The sequence below is a fragment of the Nocardia sp. NPDC059180 genome (assembly GCF_042754945.1).
Classification (GTDB): Bacteria; Actinomycetota; Actinomycetes; order Mycobacteriales; family Mycobacteriaceae; genus Nocardia.
Map to the genome: position 1 here is coordinate 458,196 of NZ_JBHZBU010000005.1, position 12,476 is coordinate 470,671.

Consider the following 12,476-nt stretch of genomic DNA (forward strand, 5'->3'; position numbering starts at 1 on the left):
TGCCAGAATGCGAGTATGGATGGTCCTTCGGCGGGTTCCAGCCAGAACGGCAGACCCCCGGTGATCGAGACGCTGGCTCAGTCGCGACTGCGCGAACTCCTCGTCGAGGTGCAGGACCGCATCTCGGAGATCATCGGTGTGCGCGATCAGATGGACCGGCTCATCGAGGCCATGCTGGTCATTACCGCCGGTCTCGATCTGGACAACACGCTGCGATCGATCGTGCACACCGCCATCGAGCTCGTCGACGCCCGCTACGGCGCACTCGGAGTCCGCGAGGCCGACAAGAGCTCCAAGACGCTTTCCGAATTCGTCTACGAAGGTATCGACGACCGCACCAGAGTCCTGATCGGCGACCTACCTCGAGGACACGGCGTCCTCGGCCTGCTCTTCGAGCAACCCAAACCGATCCGGCTCGCCGACATGTCCCAGCACCCCTCATCGGTCGGATTCCCCCCGCACCATCCTCCGATGCACACATTCCTCGGCGTCCCCGTTCAGGTCCGTGAGGAGATCTTCGGCAACCTGTACCTGACCGAGAAAGCAGGCGGCCAGGAGTTCACCGCCGATGACGAGGTCGTCGTCCAGGCGTTGGCGGCCGCGGCGGGCACCGCGATCGCCAACGCCCGCCTCTACGAGGAGTCCCAGGTCCGCCAACAGTGGCTGGAAGCGACGCAGGAGGTCGCCACCGCCGTCCTCGCTCATGAGGCTCCCGGCGATGTTCTCCAGTTGATCACCGAGCGCGCACTGGCATTGACGTTGTCGGCTGCGGCTTATCTCGCTCTGCCCGAGGACCCGGATACACCGACCGAGGAGGTCACCGAACTGGTGATCATGTCAGCGGCGGGAACCGGCACCGATATGATCGGAGTGCGTATCCCAGTTCGCTGGTCGGCGCCGGATCTGACGTTCCAGCGCATCGCCGGCTCGTCGACAGCCGACGACTTGCAATCCGGATCGGGTACTGCCGACGCGTCGATAGAAACATCGCAATTGCGAGCCGGTCAGTCCGTCATCGGAGTACTGGTCACAGTGCGCCCGGCGGACATGGCGGTTCTGGATTCGACCGGGCGACGAATGATGACCGCCTTTGCCGACCAGGCCGCCCTCGCCGTGCAACTGGCCGATACCCAGCGCCGGATGCGTGAGCTCGACGTCGTCTCAGAACGCGACCGCATCGCACGCGACCTGCACGACCACGTCATCCAGCGCCTGTTCGCCGTTGGACTGTCCCTGCAAGGAACGGTTCAGCGTGCACGCGCACCCGAGGTGAAATCCCGGCTCGCCGACACCATCAACGACATCCAGTCGATCGTGCAAGACATCCGCCACTCGATCTTCGACCTGCACGCGAGTTCGACCGCCGAGACACCCGTCCTGCGCAAACGACTGCACGCCCTCGTCGGCGAGATGACAGCAGAAACGGACCTGCGTACCTCCATCAGGCTGTCCGGACCGGTATCGGTGCTGAGCCCCACCATGTTCGACCACGTGGAGGCCGTGCTCCGAGAAGCCCTCAGCAACGTCGTCCGGCACGCACGCGCCAGCGCAGTTTCGGTCAAACTGACTATCGGCGACGATGTCTTCCTCGAGGTCATCGACGACGGCGTCGGCCTCCCGGACATCATCGAGCGCCACAGCGGCCTGGCGAATATGGCCGCACGCACCGAGGAAGCCGGCGGGACATTCGGGGTCGAACCGAATCCTTCTGGTGGCACGATCCTGCGCTGGTCCGTGCCGATGCCACAGGTACCCCCGCTACCGTAGGTTCGCCACGGCGCCGCTCATCGTGCGACGAACGCGGCTCGGCCGAAACCTCTGTTCACCGTTCGATCAGGGCCGATCATGGCGGCGACGATATCGGCAGTGGCATGCAGGCGCTCTACGCATGGCTTGATTTACGCAGAATCAATAGTCGAGCGAATTATCGGAGTCAGGATCATCCTGCGCCACTCGAGCACTGGAGATCATAATCGAACTCTCGCCAGGAATCGGCGCGATCGGCCCGAATACGCCATCGCAACAGCGCTTCCAGCGTCCGCGATACGCGCCTGACTCAACCACAAGTGTCGTATTGGCGAACGGTCGAATTTCGGCTCCCAACTTCCCGCGCAGCCCTATATGCTTGCTCGTTCGCTCGGTGGCGGCCACCGCTGTTGATGACAGTGTCTTTCGTTCGGAAGCTGTTGCCGCGGTGTTTGATTGCCGGCTGAAAGGAACGCCTTGGGGACCGACAATGTTGTAGTACATCGGTATGTCATCGGCGAGCTCTCTCGGGCAGGGATCGACCAACATCAGCTGATCCGGGAACTCGCATTACCGGACTGGGCGCTGGCGAGTAACAATGCCTACGTGTCGAGCCAATTCCTCACGCGGCTGTGGGAAGTGGCCGAACACGAGCTCGGCGATGCCGATATCGCGATCAAGGTGGCGCAGCGCTTCCGTCTCAGCAGACTGGGCCTCTATGATTACTTGTTCACCTGCTCCCCCACACTCGCCGAGGGATTGGCCGCGGCGACACGTTACATCACCTCGGTCTCGACCAACCATCACTGCAGCGTCGTCACCGACGAGGCGGGCGATCTCAGCTTCTCCCTCGACATGATCCACGGAGCAGGCCGAGGCCGCGACCACACACAGCTGATGGGGCTGGCCGGCGCATTGACCAGATGCCGTCTCGTCCTCGATGCCCCACTCGAACCGCTTCGCGTCGCTTTGCGCCGGCCCGCACCACGGAAAATGGACGCATATGCCGACGTATTCGGCAGCGCAGCCATCGAATTCGATGCACCATTCGACGCGATCACCTTCCGCGCCGCCGATGCCCGGCGCCGACTGATCACGAGCGACCCGGCGCTCGCCAGAGTATTGCGGCCGCTGGCCGATGCCTTGCCCCCTCCGCCACCGCTGCCGACCACCTGGGTCGATCAAGTCGCTGCCGCCTTGTCTCAGTCACTGGACGCCGGGGAAGTATCACTACAGATCGTCGCTCAACGCATGATGACGAGCCCGCGGACACTGCAACGGCGGTTGGGCGAAGCCGGTACCACCTGGCGCCACGAACTCGACCGAGCTCGAGCTGCCCGCCTGGCCGAACAAGGTGAACTCACCCGCGACCGGCAAGCACAGATTCTCGCCTACGCCGACCCCGGCTCGATATGGCGCGCCACACGCCGCTGGTCGAGCGCTCGGAGCGGCTGTTCGCTCGGTCAACAGTCCTCGCCCGGGTTCGGTAGCCGGTGAACCGCCGGTAGCCTGACGCTTGTCACGGCGGGGCCGCCACAGCGCCATTGGTCCTCGACATCGGTGACCAAGGACCCACGCGGGCGACCCGCCATCCTGTCTAGCCTTCAGATATCCAGGCCGATGCATCGCCGAGCCCGCGCCGTCTGTTCATAGTCCTGCGGTACCTGACGATGCCCTCCCCCAGAAACGGCAGGCATGTCAGCGATCGATGACTCCGACGCGGCACCAGACCCCGCGGCACCGCTGGGTGTTCCAGCGATGGCCATCGCAGTCCTCATGTTCGCCGCCGCGGTCGTCGGCGCAGACCAGATCCGCAGCTGGGCCATCGACTATGGCCCACCGCTTGTGTACGTAGCGGTCGCGCTCTACATCGCCATCGTGTTGCGCTTGTTCTGGTGGGGCGAGGCCGTCCGCGGGGCCGGGCGGGCCGAGACTACGGGAAGGAGCTTCCGGTCTCGCCCGGTCGATCGGTTATCCGAATGATCCGGAGCGGCTTGATGCCCGGCTACTGCAGATCGACGCCGAACCAATCGAAGCCGGTCTGGCCGATGCGCTGGATGAGCAAGCTGCCATAGCCATCCGCAGTGGTCGTGAAATTTACCGGCACCCGTACTCGTGCCCCACCAGTTGCCGCATGGGAAAGGATTACGGCGAGCGGGTTGTTCGTCGCACTGATCCGCACGCTGCCGCCGGACGAAAACACCTCCAGGTCGAGCGTGGCGGTGAACTGTTTTCCGCTTTGCCGTCCGTGGAAGTAGATGATCAAGTAGGGACTTGATTCCGGGAAGCTGGGCAGCCGGAAGTACGCCGGATTGGTCGCGGTGCCTCCCGTTGCGATAGAGGTATCGGTCGAGTAGACGCTGGAACGGCCGGTCGCCCCGTCCATCTTGAACGGTGTGTTCGGATCGAGATGGACAAGTGGGGCGGCCAGAGCCACACCATCGAGGTCATCCGCGGCGATCACGCTCGAGAAGTCAGCCGGTTCGAGCGTCCGCATGGTGAAGCCGTCGGCCGGCGGCACCAGGTTCAGTTCGCGCAGCGCCGCCAGAGTGGCCTGCGGTCCGCTCCCCGGACGCGCAAGGATGTCGTACATTCGCTGCTCGATCGGGATATTCGTGCCGACGTCCAGTTCGGCCATGGAGATCATCTCCTCAGCTGGGTGGCCGGGTCGACCGGCCATTGACGGAGTCAGCATATGGCGACGATCTGCAGGAACCGTGAGTAGTGGATTACTCGAATACGAAGTACTTCGGCAGATACCGGAGCTCGGTCCGGTAGCCGCGACATCTCCTGGACGCGGCGAGGGCGGCCGGCGCCGTCGTCGGCCCGCTGATCGTGGATCGCCCTGCATCCGAGCGGGCCGAGCGTATCGACTTACCACCGGCAGTGCCGACGGACGACGCCCGCCGTTGGCTGTGAACGGGCCGCGAGACAGCTGACCGAGGAGCTGTTATCGCACTTCCGCTGGAACCGGCTCTCTCGCATGCAACTTCGTGGCCGTGTAGATCAGTGCGACGATCGCGGTCGCGACGAGTAGCAGCAGGCCTACCGTGTAGTCGTTGCCGACCGGATCGTATGTCGCCCCCATGACCAATGGCGGGAAGTAGCCGCCGAGACCACCGGCGGCCGCGACGACACCGGTGACCGACCCCACCGACCGGGCCGGCGCCCGGCGCGCGACCCAGGCGAACACGCCACCGGTGCCGATGCCGAGGAAGATGGCGAGCAGAATGAAATCGGTCGCCGACCACACATCCGGGGGCGGCTGGAACACCGCGATGAACGCCATTACCGCGGTACCTGCGAACGACACCAGCACCACGTACTTGGGTGAGATGCGGTCGGCCAGGGCTCCGCCGATCGGGCGGGCGATCACCGCGGCCAGCGCGAAGGCCGCCGTGCGCGCACCGGCGTCGACGGCGGAGAACCCGTAGATCGTCTTGATGTAGGTGGGCAGGTAATTGCTGAAGGCGACGAAACCACCGAATACGACCGCGTACAGGAACGACATCTCCCAGGTCACGCGCAGTTTCAGCGCGGCCTTCAACTTCGGAACGACTGGGTCGGTGTTGGGGTGGAACTCCGGCGAATTACGCATCACCAGCACGCACACCACCGCGGTGATCGCGAGTGCGACGGCGACGATGGCATGTGTCGCGAACACGCCGAACCAGTTCACGAATCGGGGTGTGAAGAACGCCGAGAGCGCGGTGCCGACCATTCCGGCACCGAACACACCGGTCGCGAAGCCGCGCCGCGAGGGTTCGTACCAGTTGTTGGCGAACGGGATACCGACGGCGAAGATCGTGCCCGCGATGCCGAGGAAGAAACCGAAGACCAGCAGCAGCGGATACGATTCCGCCGCGCCGGCCGCACCCACCGCGAGCACCGGCAGGATAGATGCGACAGAGATGGCGATGAACATGGCTCGCCCGCCGAAGCGGTCGGTGAGGGCGCCGACCGCGATCCGGCCCAACGACCCCACCAGGATCGGCGTGGCGACCAGCATCGAGGTCTCGGCACTGCTCAGCGACAGATCGCCGGCATAGGTGGTGGACAGCGGGCCGATCATGTTCCAGGCCCAGAAGTTGATCGCGGACACCCAGGTCGCGAGCGCTAGGTTCGACCCCCGTTGCTTACCGAGGTCGGTAACGGAAACGGTCACCATCTCAGGAAACCATGCCCCGTCGACTCCTGCGGGATTCCGGCGCCGGTTACCGCTCGGCATGTCGCGGATCCGGCCGACTGGGAGGTGGTCAGTCCATATCCCTCGCCATGGGCGGAAGGACCGTCAAGATCTCGCCGACCGGCCGGCGTGGTGTCGGCGGCGCGGAAGTGAGGTCAGCCGGGGCGGCACCGACTCGCAGGAGTACCTGAGGCACCCCGTCGCACACCGTGAGCCCTTCGAGTGATCTGCGGGCGCCGGCCAGTTCGGTGATATGGGTCAAGGCGCAGGTGGCCAGACCCGCGCGGGTGCATTCCAGCAGGACCGCCGACAGAGCTTCACCGACGTGCAGCCAATCTGTCAGGCTGTTGCCCGCGGAGCTGAGCACGACGAGCTTCGCGTGGTCGTCGATGTCGCCGCGGCGCTGCGAGTGCGGTGGCGTCGGAAATGTGCGCGCGACCGGTACGTGAACAGCCTCGGCACCGGAAGGCAGCGCGGTGCGCGGGATACCTTCGCGGTCCGGTGAATGTCCTGTCCACCAATGCAGTTCAGCTTGATAGTCCACGTCGTACCGCCGTTTCGCACCGGCCTCTCGCGAGGCTTCGGCGAGCAGCGGCCGAGCGCGGTCATCGAGGACATCCAGCTCGATCTCATGCGGGCTCGCCAGCATCCGTGCCGATCGCACAACCTCCTCGAATCCGGGCGGTGCCGCCAGCGGAAGCCGATCGGTTCGGCGGGCCTCGATCGCCGCCGCACGGGCCATAATTCCTTCCGGGGGATCGGCCCACCGCCGGAAGGTCAGGCGAGCCAGCAGGTCCGGGCGCCCCGGGTCCGGCACACGTTCCAAGTCGGTACGCCATCGGCCGGCGGCCAATACGGTGCGCACGTGGTGCAGCATCGCGCCGCAACTGATCACCAGCTGGCGTCCGGTCGGATCCGCGGCGGTCAATAGCCGGTCATTGTCGCGGTAGAGGCACAGGCTCGTGCCATCGAACTCCCAGCGCCACGGCTGAGTGTTGTGAATCGAGGGGGCCCGGCCTGCTCGCTGTAGCGCGAGTCGGACTGTCGGCAGGTCCGGCGCGGAGATTGCCACGTGGGCGGTGCTGTCCATCATGGCTCCAGTGTTGCCACGGCCCGACGGGCCGCCCACGGGCTTCGGGCCCCTGATCGAGGGCCAATGGTCACCGGCGGCTACGCAGGCGACACGGCACCTGCCCGGTGGGGTGCAAAACCAGATCCGCGGTGACCTCGACGTCACCGGGTGGCGTGACGAACTCGAACTCTCGCACCAGCCCCGCCAGGATGACGGCCGCTTCCAGCATGGCGAACCGCTGACCGATGCATCCGCGGGGGCCGAAGGCAAACGGCATCCAGGCGAGTTTATGACGCTGCTGATCCCCATCCGGGGCGAACCGCTCGGGGTCGAAGCGATCGGGTTCGGGCCATAGATCCGCACGGTGGTGGATCACCCAGGTGGCGATGCTGATGTCGGCTCCGGCGGGGATCCGATATCCGCACACCTCGGTCTCGTCGACACAGTTGCGCGCGATGAACGGGGCCGACGGATATAGCCGCGTCGTCTCCTTCAGCACCATCGTGGTGTATGTGAGCTCGCGTATTGCCGCCGCGTCCCTTGGCGGTTCTCCCGGCGGCTGCTCGACTTCGCTCCGCAAGCGCTGCTGAGCCGATGCATGCGTGCCGAGCAGCCTGAGCGCGAACATCAGGGCCGTCGCTGTGGTGTCGTGGCCGGCCAGCAGGAAGATCTTCACCTGATCCCGGATCTCGTCATCGGAGAGCGCTTCACCGCCGCTGCGAGCAGCGATCAGGCGCCCGATCAGGTCTGCGCCCGGATCGCGGGCCGCGCGCCTATGCGCGATGATCTCATCGCAGATCACGCGAATATCGTGCTGCGCCCTTGCGATCCTCCGGTTCGTCGGCGTCGGCCAATTCAATGGCGCGCGCACCGGCCACATCGCGCGGGCCAGCACCGCGTGACCGAGCACCGGAAACGATGATCGCAACACCGCAACCATCGCGGCGGCGTCCTCGCCGAACAGGATTCGGGCCGCCACTTCGAGGGTGAGCCGCCCCATCTCGGCCCGCAGGTCGACCATGCGATCTCCGAGCGCACGCCACTCGGCCCGTACTCGATCGACCTCCTCGGCCATGACCTCGGCATAGGAATCGACGCTCTTGGGTGTGAACAGCGGCTGGATGAACCGTCGCTGCCGCTGCCAGTCGTCGTCCTGACTGGTGAGCAGACCGTCGCCGAACAATTCACGCATCACGCCATAGGAGCTTCCGTCCTTGCGGAAGTTCCGGCTCGTGCCTGCGTTGAGGATCTGTGCCGCACCGTCAGGATGATTGATCCCATACAACTCCCGCCGCAATCCCGGGGGCCCGAGTTCGAAGCGGACGATGTCACCACATTCGGCGAACCCACGCATGCTTGCCCGCAGCGGGTCCCGCACGATACCGATCGTCGATCCGAACAACCAGGAACCCGGCACGGTCTTCGGTGCGGGCGCTCGATACAAATCCACCGTCATAGCCATCTCCTCACGCTCGGCGCCCGGCGAGGCGAGCCCGCAGGCTTCACCGGGTGCTCGTGGACTGTGTCCAGTCCACCAGCGGCCGGATGACGCGGCGTACGTAGTCGGCTACTCGAATGTCGGATTCGAAGGATCGGCGCGCATCCGCATCAGACCGCGTAGGGGCCGGCCTCCCCCGAGCGGCGAGCCACGTCGGTCGTGTTCCCTCCGCGATGCGCCCGGATCAGTAGTGCGGCCCGCAGGTAGCAGAGGCCGGTGACGTCGTTCGGGTCGAATCCGGTGATCTGGCCGATCCGCTTCAATCGGTAATCGACGGTATTCGTGTGAACATAGAGTTTCCGTGCCGACCGGGAGCGTTGCATATTCGTCGACATATGCACTTCGAGTGTTTGCAGCAGGTCCGGGTGCGCTTCGAGCGAATCGAGCACCGAACTCAGATAGTCGCGGGCCGGGCCGGGCCGGGTCAACTGGTACTCGAACGCCAATTCGTGTGCGCGATACACCTTGGTCTCGCCGCCGATCCGCTGGACGATATCGACGAGTTCATGGGCCTGCTCCGCGACCCGCGGGATCTCCGTGGGCGCCGCCGCCATCGCCACCGCCCTGACCGGCACTTCGGCCGCGGCGGACAAATGCGCGATCAGTTCGTCCAGATCCGGATCGGAGAACTCCGAATCGGGTAGTAGCAAGGTACCGCCGTCGACGCTCATCAGTGACAGCACTTTGCCGCCGCACCGGTTGGCCAGTTCGGCCTGAACCCGCCGCAGCTTCCGCCGGGCAACCACTTTCGCATCGAGTGCGGATTCCAGCTCCTCGGCGTGCGGTGGAAGTTCCAGCGCCACCACGTGATAGCGGTCGGCCACCTCGATGCCGCACTCCCTTGCCATGGTCGAGGTGCTCTGTCCGCCCAGCAGCGCAGAGGTCAGCGTATGTACGGCGGTGTGGTGTTCGCTGACCACGGAACGTAGTTCACGCACGTAGGCCACCGACACCGCCGCGCTGATCATGTCCTGGGTATCCATCAGCCTCCGGGCGACCCCGACGACCGTGTCGTAATCGTGGGGTGTGCCATTCACCAAGAGGAGGTCGAAGGCGAGTTTGAAGCCTTCGTGGATGGCGTGATGGATGGTATCGATCGGGATGCCTTCCCGTGCCCAGTCCGCGGCGGCATCCTGCACACGCTCGGTGCGACCGGGAAGATCGCGCCCGTCGAGCATGCTCTTGGTCATTTCCAAGCACACCCTGGTAATTGCGGTGATATCACCATCGAGTGCTTCGCCGGGCAATGTGGCGCACGGAGCGACGTTTTCGACGAAATGTCCCACCATCTGGCGGGAAATCGTTCGCACGTCCTTCAGCGGAGTGGATACCAGGCCACCCGAAGCGGTGAGAAACGGCTCGGCGGAGGTTGCGACAGACATGGTGATTCCTTCCCACCCACAGGCCACTGGGGCAGGGATTCACGCTACCGCGAGGACTGATCGCGCAGTCCGGTCCTTCGATTGTGACAAGAAGGAACGGATCGTGGGAACGCTTATGGTTTTCAACAACGTTGCTGGCAGGCAGAGACATCCGAGTGCGCCGCGGTGGTGACGAACCGGGACAGATTCGCCACCGCCGCGGACACCTCGGGCCTGCCGATTACAGGCAGAGGCTGAGCTCCAGCGGTCCGATCGGAATGGGGGCGCACACCTCCACAGAGCCCGAGACGGGGGCGGCCGTGCCTGTCTCCGCGGAGGCGGTACCGACACCGAGTGCGGTGGCGGACAGCACGAGCCCGGCGACGGCAAACGGACGGATGATTCTGGAATTCATAAGGTAATCCTCGGTTGTGCTTTGTGACGCATCCCAGGTTCGGGACGGACCGATCAGAACACGAAATTGGAGTCACAGATCGACCATCTGGGCGGATTTGTATTCTTCAGCCGCCGACTGCGAACTAGTAGTAGATATCCACAATTCAATTCTGGTCTATATCCGTAATAATCCGTGACAGCTACGCCTGTCACTATCCGCGGGAACCGGCCACCGCTGTATGGCGGCACCACCGTCGGCGTCGCAGGTTGATACGTGAGGCCATCTCGGTGGACCGGCGTGCCGGGCTCGGTCATCATTGGTGTCCAACGTGCGCCGATATCTCAGGGGGACACTGTGCAGCACCCACCGCAGCAGCAACCTGCACATCAGCCGCCACTGGCCGGCACGCCGGGTTATCCAGGCCCGCAAGGTTATCCGGCTGCCTGGGTGCCTGGTTATCCAGCGCCCGGCGTGTCGGGTTCACCGGGGCCGGTCGGCGTTGTGCTACCACCGATTCGGCTCATCGGCGGCTGGGCGCTGGCCGTAATCGCAGTGGTAGCTACCGTCGTCACGGCCCGGGCGATCGAATGGGCGCTGGCCGTGCGCAACTATCGACTACGCATCGACTACGACAACGGGGTGCTCGGCGCGACGGAGTACATGAACCGGCTGGGCTCGACGCAATCGTGGCTGTGGGCCTCGTCGGTAGCGATTCTCGCCCAGCTGGTGGCGACGGCATTGTTCATCGTCTGGCTGTATCTGGCCCGGTCGAATGCCGAATCACTGTCTGCGGCACAGCATCGCCTCTCGCGCGGGTGGGCGCTGGCGTGCTTCCTGCCGGTGGTCGATTGGTTCCTTCCGCCGATCGTGCTCGATGACATCCAGCGCGCCGCGCATCCCGCGGCGCCGCGCGACCCTCGGCGACTGCCCGCCACGTCGACCACGGTGCTGGTCGTGCTCTGGTGGATGTCGTTCGTTCTCGGCTCGTCCCTTGCGTTCGGGTCGTACCTGTTCGGTTTCGCCTCCCGCACCGGTGCGGCGACCGCAAGCCGAGCCGGTGCCGGTGTAGTTATCGGACTGGCGGGCATCACACTGTTGATCACCGCGGCGGTTCTGCTCGCCGTGATCATGCTGCGAGTCACGCGATGGCAGGAGCAGCAAGCCGCCGAGCAGCTACTACCGGATCCGCAGTCCGCACCGGTCGTGCAGCCGTATCCACAGCAGCCGCTTTCGGTCCCATCACAACTGCCCGACACGGAACTGACGTTCGCGGCCCCGCAACTCCCCCGGCCACAGCTTCTGCCCGAATCCGAACTCGCGTACGCGGCACCGCACCTGTTCTCCGCGCCCCACACCGGAGCTTTCGGCGCACCTCCGAGAACATTCGGGTCGGCGTCACTGTCGCCGGCCGGCCGGGGGCTCAGTGAAGTGACCGCCATCGCGTTGATCGCTGTGGCCGCAGGCCCCGCCATCGTCGCCCTCTCCGCGCCCCTGTATCCGCGCGACTCCAAGGACGAGTCGATCGACTACGAGCGGGCGATCGACGAGTGGGCGCCGATCATGCTGCTCGGGGTGGGCGTATGGGCGGTGACCCTGATGCTCGCGGGTGGCGTGTTCCTCTACTGGTTGTGGCAGGCGCGCGCGAATGCTGAGATCCTGGCGCCGGAGGGTCACAGCCTCGGGCGGGGCTGGGTCTTCTCGGGATGGTTCGTTCCCCTGGTCAATCTGGTCTTCCCCGCCTTCGTCGTGGCCGACATCCATCGAGCGGGCCGCCCGGGCTCACCATCGGCTCCGTGGCTCGTCGGTGCCTGGTGGTGTGCGTGGATCGGTGCTTGGATCGCGTCGGGAATCGGACTGAATGCCCTCGCCGCGCCGGTCCTGTGGCTCGCCTCGTTGTTGTTCGCGGTCGGGGCGGGCTTGCTGACCGCGATCATCTGGCAGACGAACAGCGACCAGACAGCGGCTGCGAGTTCGTAGACAAACGGCCGCATGCCCACCGAACGGCCGGGTGCGTTGCGACCGTTCGGTGGGCATTTCCACCGGGCTCTCGATGCGGGGACGGACAGGGGCGGGTTGAGGGGTCTCCCGTCCGCCGGCACGGTCGGCGCGGCGGCCTGGCATCCGCCGGGCCGGTCGCCGGAGTCGGTGTCGATCCGGTCCGGTGGGTGCCGGTCTGGGGGGTTAGAGGGAGCCGCCTCCGCCGATGAGCCAGGGGT

Annotated in this window: 11 protein-coding genes; 4 read left to right on the forward strand and 7 right to left on the reverse strand. The window is 65.3% G+C overall.

Going from position 1 to position 12,476, the window contains the following annotated elements; genetic code table 11:
- Window positions 1–15 precede the first annotated feature (15 nt).
- Entirely contained in the window at window positions 16–1,767 is a 1,752-nt protein-coding gene (locus tag ACFXNW_RS19260; RefSeq protein ID WP_379419064.1) for a GAF domain-containing protein, read from the forward strand.
- 141 nt (window positions 1,768–1,908) lie between these two features.
- Here the strand turns inward: ACFXNW_RS19260 and ACFXNW_RS19265 are convergent, their stop codons facing one another.
- Window positions 1,909–2,250, reverse strand: a complete 342-nt coding sequence (locus ACFXNW_RS19265; RefSeq protein WP_379419065.1) for a hypothetical protein — start codon at window positions 2,248–2,250, stop codon at window positions 1,909–1,911.
- Between ACFXNW_RS19265 and ACFXNW_RS19270 the strand changes: the two genes are divergently transcribed.
- Window positions 2,224–3,243 (forward strand): AraC family transcriptional regulator, encoded by a 1,020-nt coding sequence (locus ACFXNW_RS19270; protein ID WP_379419066.1) that lies wholly within the window; start codon window positions 2,224–2,226, stop codon window positions 3,241–3,243. The two genes, ACFXNW_RS19265 and ACFXNW_RS19270, sit on opposite strands and share 27 nt — an antisense overlap.
- A gap of 198 nt (window positions 3,244–3,441) precedes the next feature.
- Window positions 3,442–3,729, forward strand: a complete 288-nt coding sequence (locus tag ACFXNW_RS19275) for a hypothetical protein (protein WP_379419067.1) — start codon at window positions 3,442–3,444, stop codon at window positions 3,727–3,729.
- Between the two features lie 22 nt (window positions 3,730–3,751).
- On the opposite strand, the gene ACFXNW_RS19280 is transcribed toward ACFXNW_RS19275, so the two are convergent.
- From ACFXNW_RS19280 to ACFXNW_RS19305, 6 genes are all read right to left on the reverse strand, one after another.
- On the reverse strand, window positions 3,752–4,384 hold the full coding sequence (locus tag ACFXNW_RS19280; RefSeq protein ID WP_379419068.1) for a hypothetical protein: 633 nt from the start codon (window positions 4,382–4,384) through the stop codon (window positions 3,752–3,754).
- 312 nt (window positions 4,385–4,696) lie between these two features.
- Window positions 4,697–5,914: a nitrate/nitrite transporter gene (locus ACFXNW_RS19285; protein ID WP_379419069.1), complete on the reverse strand. Its 1,218-nt coding sequence runs from the start codon at window positions 5,912–5,914 to the stop codon at window positions 4,697–4,699.
- An 88-nt stretch (window positions 5,915–6,002) separates the two neighbouring features.
- Window positions 6,003–7,025 (reverse strand): Acg family FMN-binding oxidoreductase, encoded by a 1,023-nt coding sequence (locus ACFXNW_RS19290; protein ID WP_379419070.1) that lies wholly within the window; start codon window positions 7,023–7,025, stop codon window positions 6,003–6,005.
- Window positions 7,026–7,092: 67 nt separating this feature from the next.
- The gene (locus ACFXNW_RS19295; RefSeq protein WP_379419071.1) at window positions 7,093–8,460 is read right to left on the reverse strand and encodes a cytochrome P450; all 1,368 of its coding nucleotides are present in this window, start codon (window positions 8,458–8,460) and stop codon (window positions 7,093–7,095) included.
- A 152-nt stretch (window positions 8,461–8,612) separates the two neighbouring features.
- Complete coding sequence (locus ACFXNW_RS19300) at window positions 8,613–9,884, reverse strand: PucR family transcriptional regulator (protein ID WP_379419072.1); 1,272 nt, start codon at window positions 9,882–9,884, stop codon at window positions 8,613–8,615.
- 220 nt (window positions 9,885–10,104) lie between these two features.
- Window positions 10,105–10,278, reverse strand: a complete 174-nt coding sequence (locus ACFXNW_RS19305) for a hypothetical protein (RefSeq protein ID WP_379419073.1) — start codon at window positions 10,276–10,278, stop codon at window positions 10,105–10,107.
- 453 nt (window positions 10,279–10,731) lie between these two features.
- Between ACFXNW_RS19305 and ACFXNW_RS19310 the strand changes: the two genes are divergently transcribed.
- On the forward strand, window positions 10,732–12,237 hold the full coding sequence (locus tag ACFXNW_RS19310; RefSeq protein ID WP_379419074.1) for a DUF4328 domain-containing protein: 1,506 nt from the start codon (window positions 10,732–10,734) through the stop codon (window positions 12,235–12,237).
- Window positions 12,238–12,476 lie beyond the last annotated feature (239 nt).